At 69.0% G+C, this 18,879-nt stretch carries 14 protein-coding genes; 6 read left to right on the top strand and 8 right to left on the bottom strand.

Annotated features, from left to right (window positions below):
• The 6 genes from G4D87_RS07095 to G4D87_RS40200 all read right to left on the bottom strand — a co-directional run.
• A partial coding sequence (locus G4D87_RS07095) for a type I polyketide synthase (RefSeq protein WP_240358077.1) occupies window positions 1–3,448 on the bottom strand: 3,448 nt, incomplete at its 3' end.
• 356 nt (window positions 3,449–3,804) lie between these two features.
• Complete coding sequence (locus G4D87_RS07100) at window positions 3,805–5,058, bottom strand: serine hydrolase domain-containing protein (RefSeq protein ID WP_163780238.1); 1,254 nt, start codon at window positions 5,056–5,058, stop codon at window positions 3,805–3,807.
• A gap of 46 nt (window positions 5,059–5,104) precedes the next feature.
• Entirely contained in the window at window positions 5,105–5,464 is a 360-nt protein-coding gene (locus tag G4D87_RS07105) for a DUF1048 domain-containing protein (protein ID WP_163780240.1), read from the bottom strand.
• A 1-nt stretch (window position 5,465) separates the two neighbouring features.
• Entirely contained in the window at window positions 5,466–5,795 is a 330-nt protein-coding gene (locus G4D87_RS07110; protein WP_163780242.1) for a PadR family transcriptional regulator, read from the bottom strand.
• 312 nt (window positions 5,796–6,107) lie between these two features.
• Window positions 6,108–6,977 carry an MBL fold metallo-hydrolase gene (locus G4D87_RS07115; RefSeq protein WP_163780244.1) on the bottom strand — a complete coding sequence of 290 codons (870 nt, stop codon included), beginning with the start codon at window positions 6,975–6,977 and terminating at the stop codon, window positions 6,108–6,110.
• A 32-nt stretch (window positions 6,978–7,009) separates the two neighbouring features.
• Window positions 7,010–7,426, bottom strand: coding sequence for a cupin domain-containing protein (locus G4D87_RS40200; RefSeq protein WP_163780246.1), 417 nt, complete (start codon window positions 7,424–7,426; stop codon window positions 7,010–7,012).
• A 59-nt stretch (window positions 7,427–7,485) separates the two neighbouring features.
• Here G4D87_RS40200 and G4D87_RS07125 point away from each other — a divergent pair, with 59 nt between their 5' ends.
• From G4D87_RS07125 to G4D87_RS07135, 3 genes are all read left to right on the top strand, one after another.
• Entirely contained in the window at window positions 7,486–8,448 is a 963-nt protein-coding gene (locus tag G4D87_RS07125) for a LysR substrate-binding domain-containing protein (RefSeq protein ID WP_240358072.1), read from the top strand.
• Between the two features lie 349 nt (window positions 8,449–8,797).
• Entirely contained in the window at window positions 8,798–10,738 is a 1,941-nt protein-coding gene (locus G4D87_RS07130) for a hypothetical protein (protein ID WP_163780250.1), read from the top strand.
• Between the two features lie 17 nt (window positions 10,739–10,755).
• Window positions 10,756–14,322, top strand: coding sequence for a M24 family metallopeptidase (locus G4D87_RS07135; RefSeq protein ID WP_163780252.1), 3,567 nt, complete (start codon window positions 10,756–10,758; stop codon window positions 14,320–14,322).
• A gap of 138 nt (window positions 14,323–14,460) precedes the next feature.
• Here the strand turns inward: G4D87_RS07135 and G4D87_RS07140 are convergent, their stop codons facing one another.
• Window positions 14,461–15,093 carry a TetR/AcrR family transcriptional regulator C-terminal domain-containing protein gene (locus tag G4D87_RS07140; RefSeq protein WP_163780254.1) on the bottom strand — a complete coding sequence of 211 codons (633 nt, stop codon included), beginning with the start codon at window positions 15,091–15,093 and terminating at the stop codon, window positions 14,461–14,463.
• Window positions 15,094–15,180: 87 nt separating this feature from the next.
• Between G4D87_RS07140 and G4D87_RS07145 the strand changes: the two genes are divergently transcribed.
• Together G4D87_RS07145 and G4D87_RS07150 are read left to right on the top strand one after the other, a co-directional pair.
• Window positions 15,181–16,650, top strand: coding sequence for an FAD-dependent monooxygenase (locus G4D87_RS07145; protein WP_163780256.1), 1,470 nt, complete (start codon window positions 15,181–15,183; stop codon window positions 16,648–16,650).
• A gap of 49 nt (window positions 16,651–16,699) precedes the next feature.
• On the top strand, window positions 16,700–17,014 hold the full coding sequence (locus tag G4D87_RS07150) for a hypothetical protein (protein ID WP_163780234.1): 315 nt from the start codon (window positions 16,700–16,702) through the stop codon (window positions 17,012–17,014).
• A 103-nt stretch (window positions 17,015–17,117) separates the two neighbouring features.
• Here the strand turns inward: G4D87_RS07150 and G4D87_RS07155 are convergent, their stop codons facing one another.
• The gene (locus G4D87_RS07155; RefSeq protein WP_163780258.1) at window positions 17,118–18,158 is read right to left on the bottom strand and encodes a hypothetical protein; all 1,041 of its coding nucleotides are present in this window, start codon (window positions 18,156–18,158) and stop codon (window positions 17,118–17,120) included.
• Between the two features lie 166 nt (window positions 18,159–18,324).
• Here G4D87_RS07155 and G4D87_RS07160 point away from each other — a divergent pair, with 166 nt between their 5' ends.
• The gene (locus G4D87_RS07160) at window positions 18,325–18,759 is read left to right on the top strand and encodes a RidA family protein (protein ID WP_163780260.1); all 435 of its coding nucleotides are present in this window, start codon (window positions 18,325–18,327) and stop codon (window positions 18,757–18,759) included.
• Window positions 18,760–18,879: the final 120 nt, after the last annotated feature.

Consider the following 18,879-nt stretch of genomic DNA (forward strand, 5'->3'; position numbering starts at 1 on the left):
GGGGCACCGAGCGCCCCAGCAGCACCAGCCGCGCCTGGCGCGTGCGCGCGAGGTGCTCCGCGAAGACGAGCCCCAGTCCCCCCAGGCCGCCGGTGATGAGCCAGGTGCGCCCCGGCAGGCCGCCCTCGCCCGGCAACGCCACGGGGGAGATTTGGGGCCCCCACCGGCGCGTCCCGCGAAGCGCCACCACGCCCGCGTTCTCCTCGGCGCGCAGCTCCTCCACCAGCGCGCGCGCCAGGGACTCCGGCCCCTCCGCGGCCACGTCCACCAGCCGGCACGTCAGGCCCGGCGCCTCCAGCGCGATGCCGCGACAGACCCCCAGCAGCGTCGCCTTCTCCGGGCGGACGTGCTCGCCCTCGCTGACGGCGTGGACACCATCCGCCACCGCCACCATCGACACGGGCCGGCCACCGCCGTGCTCACCCAGCGCCTGCGCCAGCCACAGCAGGCTGTAGAACCCCAGCGCCTGCGCGTGCCCGAGCGTCTCGGACGAGAGCGGCGCGTCCGAGGGCCCCGTCACGCTCCAGGCATGCACCACGCGGTCCGGGAGCCGCCCCGCCGCCGCCAGCTCCCGCACCAGCCGCTGGTGGTCCTCGAGGCTGCCAGGGCGCAGGCCGTACAGCCCGTCCTCGCGCCGCTCGAAGGCCTTGGCCGGCACCACGCGCGTGGCGTGGGAGGCCGCCAGCCCCAGCCCGGCGAAGGTCGCGCGCGCCAGCCGCGAGTCGCCCAGGAACAGGAGCCACCGCTCCCCCTCGGCGGGACGGCGCGGCGTGGGCCGCGGCAGCGCGGTCCACGTCGTGGCGTGGAACAACCCCTCCTGCGCGTCGCGCGGGACGGCGGGGCCCTCCGCGGGCGCGTCCACCCAGTGGCGCTGCCGCTCGAAGGGGTAGGTCGGCAGGTGGACGCGTCCGCGGGGCTCGCCGCGCCAGAGCGCGGAGAGGTCCAGCGCGCCGCCCGCCTCCCACAGCCGCCCCAGCGTCTCCAGCAGCACCCGGCCATCGTGGACGGTGGCCTTCGGGTGGCGCATCGTCGACAGGACGGTGGCCGTCGCGCCCTTCTCGGGGAGCATCCGCGCCAGCGCGCCCAGGCCGTTGCCCGGCCCCACCTCGAGCAGCGCGCGCTCCTCGCGCAGGAGCGTGCCCACGCCCCGGGCGAACTCCACCGCCTCGCGCATGTGGCGCACCCAGTAGTCGGGGGAGGTGGCCTCCTCGGGGGTGATGAAGCGGCCCGTGAGGTTGGAGACGAACGGGATGCGAGGCGCGGACAGGGAGACCTGCTCGACCACCTGGCGGAACGCCGCCAGGGCGTCATCCACCATGTACGAGTGGAACGCGTGCGAGGTGCGCAGCATCCGGGCAGCAACGCCCCGCTCCGCGAGCGAGGCCGCCAGCGCCTCCACCGCCTCGGGGTGCCCCGCCACGACACAGGAGGCCGGCCCATTCACCGCGGCCAGCGACAGCCGCGCGCTCAACAGGCGGCGCACCTCGTCGCGCGGCAGGGGCACCGAGAGCATCTTCCCCGGCGGCAGCGCCTGCATCAGCTTGCCGCGCTGGGCGATGAGCCGCAGCCCGTCCTCCAAGGGGAAGACGCCCGCGAGGCACGCGGCCACCCACTCCCCCACGCTGTGGCCGAGCATCGCCGAGGGCTCCACGCCCCGCGACATGAGCAGCCGCGCCAGCGCGTACTCGACGACGAAGAGCGCCGGCTGGGTCAGCTCCGTGCGCTCCAGCCGCGCCATCGCCGCGTCGCTCGCGTCCGCGTGGAGGACCTCCCGCAAGTCCAAGCCCAGGTGCGGCCGCAGCAGCGCCGCGCACCGGTCCACCGTGTCGCGGTACTCCGGCTCCGCCTCGTACAGCCCGCGGCCCATGGCCGGGTACTGCGAGCCCTGCCCGGGGAACAGGAACGCCACCGGCGTCCGCCCGGCCGCCACGGGCTCCGCCGACGGGCCGGCCTCCAGCGCCCGCGCCGCCTCGGCCGCGTCCGAGGCGACCAGCGAGGCGCGGAACGGCAGGGCCTTGCGGCCCAGCGCCAGCGTGAAGGCCGCGTCCCCCAGGTCCACGGAGGGCTCACGGCGCAGGTGCTCGGCCAGCCGGCTCCGGACGCGCTCGAGCGCCTGGGGGCTGCGCGCGGACAGCACCAGGAGCTGCTCGCGGCCGCTCGGCGGCACGGGCTTGGGCGCGGGCGCCTCCTCCAGCACGACGTGCGCGTTGGTGCCTCCGATGCCGAACGCGCTCACCCCGGCGCGCCGAGGCGCCCCCAGGTCCGGCCAGGGCGTGGGCGCGGTGATGACGCGGAAGTGGCCCGACTCCAGGTCCAGGTGCGGGTTGGGCGCCTCGAAGTGCAGCGACGGGGGGATGGCGCCATGACGCAGCGCGAGCGCCACCTTCATCAGCCCGGCGACGCCGGCCGCGGCGTCCGTGTGCCCCAGGTTCGACTTCACCGAGCCCAGCAGGCACGGCGTCGGGCGACGCGTCCCGGAGTCGAAGGCCCGCGTCAGCGCGGCGACCTCGATGGGGTCCCCCATGGGCGTGGCGGTGCCGTGCGCCTCCACGTACGCGACGCTCGCGGGGTCCACGTCCGCCACCGTGTACGCCGCGCGAATCACCTCCGCCTGCGAGTCCACGCTCGGCGCGGTGAAGCCCACCTTCGAGGCCCCATCGTTGTTGACGGCGCTGCCCTTGATGACCGCGTAGATGGCGTCCCGGTCCCTCACGGCGTCTTCCAGCCGCTTGAGCACCACCGCCCCCACGCCATGACTGAAGACGGTGCCGCCCGCCTTCGCGTCGAACGTCCGGGTGGAGCCGTCGCGCGACAGGATGAAGTTCGGGTTGTGCAGGTAGCCGGTGCGCAGCGGCAGCGTGATGGCCGCGCCGCCCGCGAGCGCCAGGTCCGACTCGAAGCTCAAGAGGCTCTGACAGGCCAGGTGCACCGCGACGAGCGACGTCGAGCACGCCGTCTGCACCGTCAGGCTCGGGCCCCGGAGGTTCAACTTGTAGGAGACCCGCGTGGACAGGAAGTCCTTGTCGTTGGAGATGAAGGCCGCGAAGAACTCCTCGAGCGGCACCGGGACACCCGGCCGCGCCAGGTGTGTATAGAGGTAGCTGTTGAGCCCCATGCCCCCGAAGACGCCCACCGGCATCCCCGTCAGCCGCGCCGGGTCATAGCCCGCGTCCTCGAACGCTCCCCACGCGCTCTCGAGGAACACCCGCTGCTGGGGGTCCAGCAGCTGCGCCTCCCTGGGACTGAAGTCGAAGAAGCCCGCGTCGAAGCAGTCCGCGTCCGCGATGACGCCCTTGGCGCGCACGTAGCCCGGGTTGCGCAGCGCCTCCGCCGACACCCCCGCGGCCAGCAGCTCATCATCACGAAACCGTGAGATGGATTCGACACCACCGATGAGGTTCTCCCAGAACTCGCGAGCGCTCTCTGCCCCCGGATAGCGCCCAGCCATGCCAATCAAGGCAATGCCTTGCAACTCCTGCCCCCCTGTATCCATCGACATCAGCCCCTGATGATGCGCGTGTTCCCCAGGCACACGATAACACGGACTATTCGCTTTTGAACGGATCTTTCCGATTTTTCAGTACCATCAAATTGAGCAAAAATATCGAAGGAATCGGGCGCACTGCGTTAGGCGAATTCAGCCTGGATTGCTGGGTGAGGGCCGTGTCCCTGCAAGTGTGTAGACATCGAGGCGGAATGAAGGGGAAGCGGGGAAGCCCCTCGGTGAAATCAACCGAGGGGGTCTCCTCGGTACGTCGAGGCCGCGGCAGGCAGCGCGTCAAGACGCGCGAGTCGAGCAGCGCCTCAACGGCGAGCCCCGAGGCAGGCCGCGACCGCCGCGGCCAGGTTCGACGCTCGCGGTTCGCCGATCCGGAATGACCAGAGGTTCATGAGGTAGCCGAAGCCGACACCGGCATCGGGGTCGGCGAAGCCGACCGAGCCGCCGGAGCCAGGGTGGCCGAATGACCCGGGCCCGACAAGGGGCATCGGCGGGCAGGCGCGCCAGAACCCGAGCGACATGTAGAAGGAGCGGTTGGCCGGAACGTCCAGTCCTGGCGGCAGCCCGTTCATCCTCGTCTTGTCGGTGTGGACGACGGTCATCTTCTCGACCGTCTCCGGATTGAGCAGCCGCACGCCGTCGACATTGCTCACCGTGGCCGCATACATCCGCGCCAGCGAGCGCGCGTCCGAGAACATGTTCCCGAAGGGGAACTCAGCAGCGCGGAAGGCACGCGTGTTCATGTAGCCGCTGGCGTGATCGAAGGCACCGCCGAGCTGGCCGGCGCGGGCTTGCACGGAGTCCGGGCCCCACACGGCGTTCATCCAGGCGATGACCGTGTCCCTATCGAGGCCGGTGGTCTCGATCATCCCGGCGGTCATCTCCTCCAACGTGAACGGAGCGGCGTACTCGATCCGCGCCACCCGCCCCTCCTGCTCCTCGGGCAGCCCGATCCAGGCGCTCAGCCCAAGCGGGGCCGCGACCTCATCGGCGAAGAAGGTGCCGAGCGACTTGCCGGTGATTCGCCGCACGAGCTCCCCGACCAGGAACCCGAAGGTCACGCTGTGGTAGACGTGCTCGGTGCCCGGCTGCCACTCCGGCTTCTGCGCCTCGAGCGCCCGGATGACCGGATGCCAGGCGCAGGCGTCCTCGAAGGTCAGCGGACCGTCAACGACCGGCAGCCCGGCCTGGTGTGAGAGCAGCCAGCGCACCGGGAGCTGCTCCTTGCCGGCAGCGCCGAACTCCGGCCAGTACTTGACCACCGGGGCGTCCAGATCGAGCTCGCCGCGCTGTGCCAGCAGATGGGCGCAGATCGCGGTAGCGCCTTTGGTCGTGGATGCGACCAACGCGATGGTGTCCTCGTTCCACGGACGGTTCGCCTCGCGCTCGGCGAGGCCGCCCCACAGGTCGACGACGGGACGGCCGTCCACGTAGACACAGCACGCCGCGCCGACCTCGCCGGGAGTCCCTTTGAAGTTCGCACGGAAGACATCGGCCACTCTCCCCCAGCCATCCTCGACGTGACCCCGCACCACGGTTCCGCTTGTCGTTTCCAACATGTTTCACTTCCTTTTCTAGAGGATCTGAAACGCATTGAGGGTGTCATCAACCGCCCTTCGCTTCTTCTTCGGCGGCGCGCTCAAGAGCGTTGGTCAGCCGTTCGCGCTCCCGGATGATCCACTGCCCCCTCGGGTAGTTCCGGACGAACGTCTCGATGAACTCCACGGGGTCTTCCCCGACAATCTGGCGAATCGGAGTCCGGTTCGCCGCGCTTTGTTCGAACAGGTCGACGAGGTCCGCGTAGATCTCAGTCCCGTCGCCTCCCGTTCCGAAGTACATCAGGTACCGCTCCAGCGCTTCGACCGCCGTGCGATAGCTCGCGGGAAGTTGTTTCGTGCGCGCCTTGTACTGCCGCCATTGCCCCTTCTCGCCGATCACCTTCGAGATAAACTTTGAGACGAACATGTCATCTGCCTCCGTCGTGGAGCTGTTGGAGCCGTTCAGCGAGGAAGCTCCAGGTCCTCCAGAACTCTTCGAGGTATTCCCGCCCCTGCGCGTTGAGCGAGTACACCTTGCGCGGCGGCCCCTTCTCGGACGGGACCTTCTCCACGCCGACCAGGCCGCGCTGCTCGACCCTGACGAGCAGCGCATAGACGGTGCCCTCGGCGATGTCGGAGAAGCCCATCTCCCGCAACCGCGCCGTGATTTCGTAGCCGTACTCCGGCTGCACGGACAGGAGCGCCAGGACGATGCCCTCCAGCGTGCCCTTGAGCATCTCCGTCATCTGCTTGCCCACGAATCGCTCCTCGAACTAATCAGCGTTACTATCTACCGGTACATAGTAACGCAGAATAGCCGCCGCGCAAGTCCCCTGCGTGAGCAAGACGCGCACGAGCCCATCGAGTCCAACCTCGTGATTTCACCCCGTTGAACGTGTCCGCTTTGACGGAGGCAACTCACCATCCAGGCCTCCTGCACAGGACGCGCTCGCTGAATGAACCAGACTGACCGGGCGCCAACCACTTTCAACAAGCATCAGGCCAAAGGCGGCGCCCCTCCGCCGCACGCGCGAACTCCCGGCATCTTCGCTGGAGAACCCGCCCCGCTGTCAGGTCCGGGCCCGCCAGGTCAGCCACTCCCCCGGGCGTGCCAGCTCCACGCTCACCTTCCGCTTGCGCGCGGCGGCCAGCAGCAGCGCCTCCGCGTCTGGAACCTCCTGGTAGTCCTCGGAGGCGGCGACGCCGTAGTGGATGGGCACGAGGAGCTTTGCTCCCAACACCACGGCCGCGGCCACCGCCTGCTCGGGCGTCAGGACGGCATGCACGTCACTCACGGGCTTGCGCCAGCCGAAGCGCGCCCCATTGATGGGCAGGAAGGCCGCATCGAAGGGGCCGAACTGACGCCCGATGCGCCACCAGGACCCGTGCCATAGCGTGTCGCCGCAGTGGATGACGCGGCGGCCTCCGCCAGAGACAATCCACGAAACCTGGGGGTCCCCATAGCCGTCCGCCGCGGGGACGGCGGTGGCGGTGAAGTCATTGAGCAGGATGGGCTCGTAGAGCGGCGCCGGCCGCACGCGGAAGCCCGACGCGGCGGCCGACGCGGCCATGTCCGGGGCGCACACCAGCGTCCCGGTGTCCCCCAGCGCCTGGCGGACGGCCACCGGGTCGAAGTGGTCGGAATGGCGATGCGTCACCAGGACGAAGCGGCCCCCGCCGCTCACGTCCATCGGGACGAGCGGGTCCTTCAGCGCGGCTCCCCACACGGTGGGGTCGCTCAACGGGTCCAGGAAGAGCGTGTCCTGTCCGAGCCGCAGCCGCACGCCGGCCCAGGCCAACCGCTGGGCGCGAAGCGCGGCGCTGTCGACAGGCTTCGTCGCGCGGCCCGTCCCAGGGGGGAGCAGGACCGCGCCCGCGGAGAGCGCCACCGCCGCACGCAGGAAGTCCCGACGGCCCGGCCGCGAGGGCCGAGCCAACATGCCCCGTCCCTCCGTGTTCGAGGGTTCCTGGCTCACCGAGCCCCCGGGGAGGCCACGAGGTTGATGCCGAAGAGGCGCACGCCGGTCTCGGTCCGCGGCTGATGACGGCTTGCCGGTGGGAAGAACAGGTACGAACCCGGTCCCAAGCGCTGCTCCCCCTCGATGAGCTCACCGCTCACCACGAGGACCTCCTCGCCGGTGTCGTGGACGTCCACAAAGGGCCACTGACTCCCGGGGGCCATGTCCACGACCCAGACCCTCACGTCACGAGTACTCGGCAAGTCCCTCCGAAGGCAGCCGGGGCCGACGACGACCGGCTCAACGTCGTCGATTCGCACCGACGACCATGGGGGTACGACAGGGCGCTGCGTTCTCGGGAAGCTGTCTGTATGGGGCATCCGTCCGCCCTCCTGGCATGGGGACGCCAACGGTAAGGGCCCCCGCTCCATGAGCGCAGCGAAACGATTTCACGATGATGCTGAACCAGGCTCATGTGAAGCTGACCGGCATGCTCGAGCTCCGTCACTTCAAGCTGATTGCCGCGGTCGCTGACACGGGGAGCCTGGCCGCTGCGAGCCGGCAGCTTCACCTCACGTCGTCGGCACTGAGCCACCAACTCCGCGACGCCGAGGAGCGCCTGGGCGTGCAGCTCTTCCAGCGCCGCCAGCGCCGCCTGTTGCTGACGGGCTCAGGCGAGAAGCTGCTCCTCTCCGCACGGCGGGTCCTGAGCGAGGTGACCCAGGCCGAGGCGGTATGCCGCGCGCACCCGCAGGACGACCTGCTCCGGCTCAGCACGGGCTGCTACACGGTGTATGGCTGGCTGCCGCCCATCCTGGGGCGGTGGCAGGCCGAGCACCCACGCGTCGAGCTGCGCATCGTCCTGGAGGCCACGCGTCAGCCGCTTGGGGCGCTGCTGAATGGCGAGCTGGACCTCGCCTTGACCACCGACGTCCCGCGGCAGGCCCGCCTGGCACAGACCGCGCTCTTCGAGGACGAGCTCATGCTGGTGGTCCCCGAGCACCACGCGCTGGCGCGGCGGGGACATGTCACGGCGGAGGACCTGGCGCGGGAGCACCTGCTCACCTATGCCGCGCCTCGGGAGCAGCTCGATGTCTTCACGCGCGTGCTCTGGCCCGCGGGCACCGAGCCGCACCGGGTCTCCCCCGTCCCCCTCACCGAGGCGCTGATCGAGCTGGTGCGTGGCGGTATCGGCGTGACGGCGCTGCCCGAATGGATGCTGCCAGAAGGGCGCCACGGACTGCGGACCGTCCGGCTCACCCCTCGGGGGATCCGACGCCGCTGGAGCGCCGTCACCCGCGCATCCCGCCAGCGCCCCGCTCCACTGACCCACTTCATCCAGCTGCTCCGCGAGCGCTTCTCCCTCCACGGCAAGGCAGGGCCACGGGCGGCCTCACGGCGAGGAGCACCGCCGCGCATGCGCGGAACTCCGCGGGCCTCGCCTCCAGACTGACAGCGGACTGCTGGGGACAGCAGCCGAGCCGCTCGTGCCGCACCGTCATGCGTTCGGCGCGACGCAGCCCGCGTCCCCGGAGGACGCAGGAAGGGACATGCCGCGCGCGTCCGAACGGGACTCTGGTGGGATGCAACCCCGCACGCCCCTGGCCCTGAAGTTGCTAACCCAACAGTGACGCGCCAGGCCGCTTCGGCGGCCATGGCGCCGGTCCGCGTTGTCCTCACGGTCCAGAAACACGTTTTGAAACATGGCGGCCGAGCCGCCGTGACGGACGTGTGAACGACAACGTCGACTGTTTTCCAGGCCGGCAGTCCCCCGACTGCCGCCTCATTCTTGGAGGGAACGGATGGGCGACGCGCTCTTTGGCTACGACATGGTTTTGCAGGTCACCCAGAATGAAATCAACTCCCAGTTCTCCCGGTTGATGCAACAGGGCTACATCGACTCCCTGCTGAAGACCAACGGCATGGCCGCCGCTGGCGGCGCCTTCGGCGGTGGAGCGATGACCTTGACCTCCTACCTGCGGGGCTACGTCGCGCAGCCCACCGTGGCGCAGCCGATGGTCATCCTGGCCTCCGGCGACAGCTCCCAGCAGTGCCTGTTCCAATTCGCCCTGCAGAGCCAGCAACTCACGCAGACCGTCATGGACCAGCTCGGCTTCACCCAGGACCAGGTGGACGCCGCGTTCGCCCACCCACAGCCGGGCCCCAACAACTCGCAGTACGGCCTGCTGGTGAACCAGGAGGACGTTGAATACGAAAGCAACGGCTCCTCCCAGACATCGTCAAACCAGACAGTGTACTACTGGCTACAGAGAACGTCTGTCACCGTGGGCACCACCACGACCTATACCAACTACCTGGTGCCGACGCTGTTCTACATGTCGGGCGGCGCCTACCCCACCCTGGTGGACCTGACCGGCCTGCCGCTGCGCTTCACGGTGAAGCTGGACCTCATTCCCACCACGCCGCAAGGCATCACCGACCTGGTCAACGAAGGCATCATGCCGCCGCAGGTGCTGGACACCATCAGCGGCAACGGCTTCGACAGCGCGTACTTCTCCTTGCAGCAGTTGTTCCTGAACTTCGACACCACCGACTTCACACAGTGGAGCACGACCGCACCGCCCAGCAGCACCTCGGTGACGGGTGCGTCCGTCAACACTGCGAGCAACACGTTCTCCATCTCCACCACCACCCTGGCGCAGCTGGAAGAGGATCCGGGCTTCCTCACTGAGGTGAGCATCGCGCTGCAATACGCCTTCGGCGTGGGGTCAAACTACGACGGCAACCCCGCCTCCACGCCGTACATCATCGGCGTCACGGCCACGTCCACCAACCCGGCGCAGACCGCCCCCAGCAGCACCCCCATCCTGGTGCCCACCTCGGTCGGCTTCTCCAGCCTCCTCAACACCGCCGACAGCGGCCTGTCCGTCCTGAACTACCAGGTGATGGGCGGCGGCAACACCAATCCCAACCAGCCAGCGCCCAGCGTGGGCACGAACTTCGTCACCACCAACAACTATTCGGGCGAGCTGCTGTTCTCCGAGGCGACGTTCTTCACCCCGGAGCTCTTCAACCCCCTGGTGGTGGCGCTCACCTCGGAGCACGCGCCCACCCCCTCCTGGCGGCAGAGCGGGACGAACTTCACCTATCAGACCACCTATTCCTGGACGGTCAGCAGCACGCCGCCACCGGACAACTGGCTGAAGACAGGCACCTACCAGGTGGTGACGCAGAAGGAGAGCCCGAACTACACCATCGCGGTCAGCGGAAACACGGTCAACGTCACAGGCTCGCTGTCCATCACCCAGCAGCTCTCGGCCACGCTGGAGGTCTTCAGCATTGAAATCCCCATCGTCTGGAGCGTGACCTGCTCCTCCACCTTCTCTCAGGTCCTGACCCTGGCGGTGGGCGGGAACGGCTACGACCTGGTGGTGAACCAGTCCCAGGCCACCTTCAGCGAGCCGGTGAACGGACCCATTGAGTCGAACAACTGGGAGGCGGGCCTGAGCTCCTTCGTCATCGAGGCCGCGTTGGCGGCCATCAGCCTGCTGTTCCCCACGCCCACGCTGATGCAGATGCTCAACCCGGCGTCCTACATGACCAAGACGGTGCATTCGAACATCGGCAACGCGTTCAACCAGCTCAGCGCCCAATTGAACAAGGACCTGACCGGCAGCGCCACCAGCAACTTCATCTCGCCCACCGGTGACGTGTTCCTGCTGAACGCGCCGCGGTTCAACGACACGTTGGATCTGCAGATGGACGTCACCTACAGCGTCTGACGGAGAGCTCCCTCAACATGACCACGACACCTCATTCGTCCACCACCAGCGTCGTCATCCCCAGCACGCTGCCGAACAACCCGTCGCTGACCGTCAGCGCCAGCGGCTCGCTGATGAAGAACTACCTGCCGGCGCTGCCCATCGCGCCCGGCGACCAGGTCACCGCCGCCTGCGACTCCAACGGCGCCCCCATCGTCTTCTCCTTCGGAGCCGACAGCGGGGATTTCTATGCCATCGTCAACGTCAACAACGACCCCACGGGCTGGAGCCAGATCGACCTGCTCCCGGGCGTGGCGGCCCTGGGCAAGCCCGTCTATTTCGCCAGCGGTCAATTGAGCAACGGCAACCTCTGCCTGTTCCTGGCATGCCAGGACGCGACCTCCGGCGCGGTGAGCACCTATGTGGCCGGGCCGCTGTCGAACAACCTGCAGCAGACAAACCTGGCGCAGCTGGCCTCGCTGTGGACGCCGGCCGGCAACCCGCTGCCCGGCTCGAGCGTGAACCGCGCCAGCATCAGCCCGCTGGACGACGGCCAGGGCTTCGGCATTCCAATGCTTGCCGTGGGCCTGGTCGACCCCCGCACCACCGACGTTCTCACCTACATGATGCAGGCCACGGTCAACACCACGACCGGCGCCATCACCTGGAACTGGACCGCCTTCCCTTCGCCCACCGACGCCCGGACGGTGCTGGACTACGCGCCCGGGGCCATCGCCGACCTGGGCCAGGGCCTGTACATGCTGTACGCCAGGCAGGACGGCAGCACCCAGCTCATCTTCAAGACGCTGCTCAACGAGTTCGGGCGCGACTACGTGCGGGTGCTGACCGTGCCCGCGGGGCAGAACAGCCTCCAGACCACCGCGGGCAGCGGCACCACCAGCTTCCTCTATGCAGGCGGAGCGGCCGGTCTCGTGTTCTGGGATGCCAGTGCCCAGCTCGACTCGAAGGCAACGGGTTGGACGGCCGCGCAGACCGTCGCCTCGGGCTCCCAGCTGCCGGGCATGAGCGCCGGCGGGCTCGTCGTCCGGCAGAACTTCAACAAGCCCAACGCGATTGCGGCCTGGACGCTCTCCGGAAGCAATCTCTACCTGCTCAGCCAGTTCGAATACCAGGGCGCCCTGCACTGGACGACGCCGCTGGTGCTGAAGACCGACATCGCGCTCATCGCGCCGCTGATCAATCCCGTCACCCGCGCCAATGAGCTGGTGTTCCTGACCACCGACTGGGCGAGCCAGAAAGCCATCCACTATCTCTGGCAGGACCCGGCCACCACGCTCTGGCAGGAGGAGACCATCCCCCTGTACAACAGCGACAAGGTGCAGGAGGTCAGCAGCTACAGCACCAAGCTCAGCTTCCGCCTCAACGGCCAGGCACCGGCGGCGCGCCTCCCGTTGACCCTGACCAGCGCCAGCTACCAGAGCCTGCTGGTCAACGGCCTGAAATACACCGTGAACGCTGGCGCGAGCGTGCAGGTCGCGACCAACGTCACTGGCGAGCTCGACATCATCCAGCAGATCCAGGACCTGGCGGTCTCCACCTTCACGCTGAGCAGCAGCGCCTTCACGGACACGCTGCAGCTCAACCCCGCCAGCAACGTCTACAAGAAGCTGGCCGCCGTGCGGACCGGCGCGGACATCCCCGTGCTGCCCCCCACCCTGCCCCAGGGCGTGACGGCCGACCAGATCGCCAGCGCCATCGCCCAGATGATGGCCTTCACGCCGGAGCAGCCCTACCCCACCGAGGTGCTCAGCGTCGTCGGCACCACGCCCCAGGCCAAGGCCGTGGCGCGCACGGCTCGGCCGCCCCAGGTGTTCGCCCTGTCCTTCGGCCCGCGGGGCATGCGGTACCACACGGGCGCCGAGGCGACCCAGTTCGGCGTCGTCGGAACCGTGGGCGAGTGGATCGTCGATGCCGTCGGTGATGTGGTGCAGTTCATCGGCAACGTGGTGGGGCAGATTGGCCACATGCTGTTCGAGGTGGCGGAGACGGTGATCAAGATCACCCTCAACGTCGCCGGCCGCGTCATCAAGTTCGTCATCCAGAACTTCCCGCAACTGTTCGCCTTCCTGACGGCGCTGTTCAAGGCGCTGGTGGTCGGCCTGGACAAGCTGATCGGCTGGCTCGGCGAGCTGTTCGGCTGGGACGACATCTGGGCCACGCACCGGGTCATCGCGAAGACGCTCACCGGCGCCCTGGACTCGCTGGCCAAGGAGGCGCAGCAGGACTCAGCCAGGCTCAAGAAGAAGATGGCGAGCATCATCGCCGGACCGCTGGGCTTCGCCCGCGAGAACTTCGCGAGCATGACGGTGCCCGCGAGCGTCGCGTCCATGGTCCCCAGTCAGGCGGCCGCGGCCACGCAGCAGAGTCAGCCCAGCATCAACCTCGACACGCCCATCGCGAGCTGGGCCAGCTACCAGACGCAGTACAGCGGCATGCTCCTGGGCGGCGGTCCAGCGGGAGACCTGCCCGCGCCCGTGCAGAAGTTCATCGACGACGTGCTGATTCCCACCTGCTTCGTCCTCGTCAAGGCGATCGAGGAGGACTGGAAGAACCTGCAGGCCGTGTTCACCGGTGAGGGGACGACGGTCGAGAACATCGTCACCTTCCTGCAGGGCCTGGCGAAGACCATCATCGACACGCTGGAAATCGTGCTGCTGGGCTGCGTCGACTACCTGCTCGACCTTGTGCCGTGGGTGGTGCAGCTGCTGACCGAGCCGGTCAACATGCCGTTCATCTCCGGCTTCTACACCTGGCTGACCAGCGCGCTCGGACAGGGCGACAACGCGGCGGAGGAGCTGACGGCGGTGAACCTCATGTCGCTGCTGGTGGCGATCCCCTATACCTACCTCTACAAGATCGCCAACGACGGCGAGGCGCCCTTCCCTTCCTCTGGGAGCAACACGAAGAGCAAGAAGCGGGAGGTTGAGCCGCTGGACCTCTGGACGAGCATGATGCGGCTGGACACGGCGCAGAGCTCGAGCCGGAAGGAAGCCAGCACCGCGGCCAAGCGCTATTCGGTGATTGGCGCGGGAATCGCGTCGGTGTCCGCCCTGCTCGCATCCCTGATGGGCTTCGTGCGAGCCGGCCTGGAGGAGGCCGCGCAGAAGGGCAAGAGCGGCAAGTGCCTGCTGGTGGCCATCCTCGCCATGGGGGGCATTGCAGCCGCCTTCACCTACCCCGTCGAAACCCCCGCCATGGACGGCATGGCGCACGACCTGCGGATCGCCGTCTGGGTCGCGAGCATCCTGCGAATGGCCTGCACGGCGCTGCCCATCCCCTCCGTCGCGGTGCGAGGCACGATCAAGGCCTGCTTCGATGCCGGCATCGGCGTCGCCGCCATCAGCAGCGACATCATCGGCTCCCCCAGCAACTCGACCTGGTGCAGCGACGTCTGCTCCAACCTGGGCGGCGTCATCACCGGCATCAGCACGGCGATCGTGGAGGTCCAGCCCGAGGCCGCGGTCACCATGATTGCCGGCATGGGCCTGTCCTATCTGGGCGGCAATCTGGTGGCCCTCGTCACCGCGCTCTCGATGAACATCTCCAAGGCGGAGGCCATCTACTTCCAGAACGTGGGCGGCTGAGCCGCATTCAGCCTCACGTGAGAGGAGCCGGAGGCTGTCCGGCGTGTCGGGTGTGGTCGCATCCTGCTCAGGCAGCGCGGCCCGCCTGCGCCACCGCGGGCGCAAGTCCCTGCGCCGCGACGTCGTGGCCCTGGAGGCTCACCGCGCTCGCGCGGGGCGACGGACGCGCAGTCCGGCCAGGAACAGGTCCAGGCCGAACGCGAAGCGCGCGTCGAAGTCGGGGTCGACCATGGCGTCCACCGCCCGGGCCACATGAGGAAAGCGCGTCGAGGCCACGGCGCGCATCCGCTCCGCCACCGGAGGCCCCTCCACGTCTCGCGCACCGAAAGACTGCTCCTCGATGGTGAACCCGAGGACGTAGTCGAGCAGCGTGAAGGTGGCCCAGCTCGCCTCCTTGGATGACAGGCCCGCTTGCGCCAGCGCTTCCATGAGCCATTCGCTGACACGGAACGTGTTCTGCGACACGACGACTGTCCCGGCGAACACGCGGGCCGCGTCGCGGTGGCTCAGGAACGCGCGCCGCAGTTGCCCCGCCACGTCCTTCACCACCGCCTCCCAGCCCCGCCCCGGCGGACGCTCGAGCCCCACGTCCTCCAGCAGCGCGTCCGCCATCGTCTCCAGCAGCGACTGCTTGCTCGGGAAGTGCCAGTAGAGCGACGGCGCCTGGATGGCGAGCGCCTGCGCCAACGCGCGCATCGTCAGCCCTTCCACGCCCACCTCATCCACCAACGTCCACGCCGCCCGGACCACCTGCTCCTTCTGGATTCGCATGCGACCTCGGCACCTCGTCTTGACGCCCCAATCTAACGTCGTTAGATGAAATCTAACAACGTTAGATTCCAGCCGGGGAGGCGAGTCATGGAGCAGGTCGTCGAAGTGGCGGTCGTCGGAAGTGGCCCCACCGGGCTGATGCTGGCGTGCGAGCTGGCGCTGGCGGGCGTGAAGGTGTGCGTCCTCGAACGGCGCGAGGAACCGGTGCGGGAGTCGCGTGCCCTGACGATGCATCCGCGCTCCCTGGAGGTGCTCGCGCTGCGGGGCATGGAGGCGCGCTTCCTCGAGCGCGGGCGACCCCTGCCCACGGGCCACTTCGGCCTGCTCGATACCCGGCTGGACTTCTCCGGGCTCGACACGACGTTCCGCTACACGCTGTTCCTGCCCCAGGCCATCACCGAGGCCTTGCTGGCGGAGCACGCGAGGGGGCTGGGCGTGGACATCCGGAGGGGCCACGTCGTGGAGTCCCTGCGCCAGGATGAAGCGGGCGTGGACCTGGCTGGGCGCGCGAAGGGCGTCCCTTTCCGCTGCCGGGCCCGATATGGCGTGGGCGCGGATGGCGCGCGCAGCGCCGTGCGGCAGCTGGCGGGCATCGCCTTTCCAGGGACGGAGGCCGCCCGCACGTCGATGCTGGGCGACGTCACGCTGGACCTGCCTCCGGCCACGCCGTTCCTCGCGCTCAACAACCCACGCGGCAACGCCGCCATCGTGCCCCTGGGGGATGGGGTGCACCGCGCCATCGTCACGGACGCGGAGCGCGAGCGCACCCCGCCGCGCGAGCCCCTGACGCTGGACGAGCTGCGCGCGAGCCTCACGCGCGTGGCCGGCTCCGACTTCGGCATGAGGGAGCCTCGGTGGCTCTCACGCTTCGGCGATGGGACACGCCTGGTGGAGCACTACCGCAGGGAGCACGTGCTGCTCGCCGGAGACGCTGCGCACATGCACTACCCGGCCGGAGGCCAGGGGCTCAACGTCGGCCTCCAGGACGCGATGAACCTGGGCTGGAAGCTCGCCGCCGTGCTGCGCGAGGGCGCGCCGCGAACGCTGCTGGACAGCTACCACCAGGAGCGGCACCCCGTGGGCCGGGCCCTGCTGAGCAACACGCAGGCCCAGTCGGCGCTCATGGGTTTCACCCCGGAGGTCCTCGCGCTGCGGGAGCTGATGAACGGTCTGCTGCGCCTGCCCGCCATCAACCAGCGGCTCGCCGAGCAGCTCGGCGGCCTGGATGTGACCTACCCGGACGCCCCTGTCCCCGCGCCCGCTTCGCCGGTCCTGCCAGGATGGACGGGACGCAGGCTCCCCGACTGGACGCTGCGGCTCGCCGACGGAGGCCCGTGCTCGCTCTACTCCGCCCTCCATGCCGGCCGGTGGCTGTGGCTCCATGCCAGGCACGACGCCGCGCCGCCTTCCGGATGGGAGCCCACGCCGGGCTGGAGCCCCCGCCTGAAGGTCCTGGCCGTGGAGACTTCCGCTGACACCAGTCCCCTGCACGGCGTGGACGGACTGCTCGTGCGTCCGGACGGACATGTGGCCTGGGCCTGGGAGTCCTCCCGGTGAAGAGGATGTGCCGGGCTTTTGCGTGACGACAGACGCCTTCCAGCGATTCATGACGGAAGCACCGTCGGTCGACGAACGGCTCGAACGACTGTCGCGCCTGAAGCCGGACGACCGGGAACAGAGCCGCGCGCTCAGCGCCGGGGTCCGCCGAACCCTCGAAGAGACCGCCATCCTCTGGGTGGCGAGCCCCGCGGTCGTCGTGTCCTACGCGGTGGCCCAGCACACACGGGAACTCGGTATCCGCTGCGCTGGTGGCGACGGCGAAAGACGTGCTGGGGCTGGTGCTCCGGCAGGCTGCGCGGCTCGCGAGCTGGCTGCCGGCCGGACGCGTGCCCCGATGACCGTGCTTCGCTCGGAGGGCTGAAGCGCCTGTGCCTCCGCGAAATCCGGCTCCCGCGTCCAACCGTGCGTCACGGAGGGTGCGCCTGTCTTCCACCGCGGTCTTGCGCAGGGCCTCGTTCGGAGCGCTAAGTGAGCCAGCCCCAGTCAGAGTCGTCCAGGAGCGGGAGCTGGCCCCTGCGGCGCCGGGTGGAGACCTCCTCGCGCCACGCCTCCAGTCCGCCCGGGAGCGGCCAGGCGCGTGAGACGGTTCCCCTCGGTTCTGAGGTGAAGTTGAGCAGCAGCATGCGGTTGACGCGGTCGACAATCTCCGGCGTCGCTCCGGCGCGCAGTTGGAACTCCGCGCTGAACAGAGCGCCCTCCTCGCGGACGGCATTCCCGGGACGAGGCCGGTCTATGAACGGCCACAAGCCCATCAGCGGAGGCTGCACGCCTTCGAGCAGCGCGGCGTGCAGCCGGTCATGGCCATCCAGCACCACCCACTTCGCCAGGATGTCCACGAAGAGCAGCAGCACGGGCGGCAATGTCCTGTCCCTCGCACGCTTTCGCCAGCTCTTCACGCGCCCATCCTCGGGAGCGGAGAGCGCGCGCAGCCCGAGCACGGCGCCCGGTCGCTGTTCCGGCAGCGACTCCCACCAGTCCTCCGTCCACGCGAACAGGTACTGAGCCATGGCGGCCAGCGAGTGCGGTGGCAGCGGAGGCTGACCGAAGCCCCACTCCATGGGGGAGACAGGGTGCCGCTCCGCCTTCTCCGCAGCGATGGCGCGCACGGGGTGCAGACACCAGTGGCCTGCGTGGAGCACTGGCAGGGGCGCCTCCACGAGCGCACGCGCCACCCGCCAATTCCACGCCTCCCACCAAGCCTCGGAGCCGGGTGAGTCCTCCACGGCCCGGCCCCTGGGTGCGGACAGCGGCGGCAGGACCTGGGGAGCGGTGGCCGTTCCCCGAACGAAGACCGCGCGGTCCCAGTAGGAATCGATGCGGGTCCAGAGCAGCGTCTGTCCCCCGCCGCGCAACCGGATCCGATAGCCCGGAGCGGCGTCCAGATGCACCGAGGGCCGCCGTGCCCAGCGGCCCGTGGAGGGCACGCGCAGCAGCAGTCCTGGACCAAGGGTCTCCAGTCCCCAGCTCAGGGTGTCATCGGCGACGATGGAGACTCCTGGGGTCATGCGACGCGCTCCTCGAGCAGCGAAGGAATTCGGGGCAGGCACCTCAACAAGCGTGTCACAGGCCCCGGACATACCTCGTCCTGATTGAGTTGAACCGACAGCAGCACGCTCGCATATCCGGGGCCGGACTCGGATACGCAGCCTCCAGAATCAAGACAGGTGAATCATGGGACAGACCGCTGAACCCTCGAAGACGCCGCCGTTGGTCCTGACGAACCCCAAGGGACTGTTCGACCCGGCACCCTACGGCTTCTCACACGTGGCGCAGGTAGCCCCCGGCACCCGGCTCATCTACCTGGCGGGGCAAGGTGGGGAAATTGAGACCGGGGCGCTTGAGCCCGACTTCCGACTCCAGGTGCGACAGGCGCTGCAGAACATCCGCACGGCCCTTGAGTCCGTGGGGGCCGGCGTCGGAGATGTCGCCAAGCTCACGATGCTCGTGGTGGACCACACGGAGGAGAAGCTTCGAATCATCGGCCCCGAGCTGGACGCGGCCTGGAACGGCGGCATGAAGCCGACCTGTACGCTGATTCCCGTCCCTCGGCTGGCGCTGGACGGGATGCTCTTCGAAGTCGAAGCAGTCGCCGTCCTACCTGGCTGACGGGGAAGCCGAAGTGGACGTCGTTCTGGGCCGGTATCACGACTGGTCGCGCTGGGTGTGTGCGTGTACGGGTTCGACAGCGCGTGGGCCCTTGCGTGCCGCGAGGCGCCATGCCCAATC

This window comes from Myxococcus vastator (genome assembly GCF_010894475.1).
Lineage (GTDB): Bacteria > Myxococcota > Myxococcia > Myxococcales > Myxococcaceae > Myxococcus > Myxococcus vastator.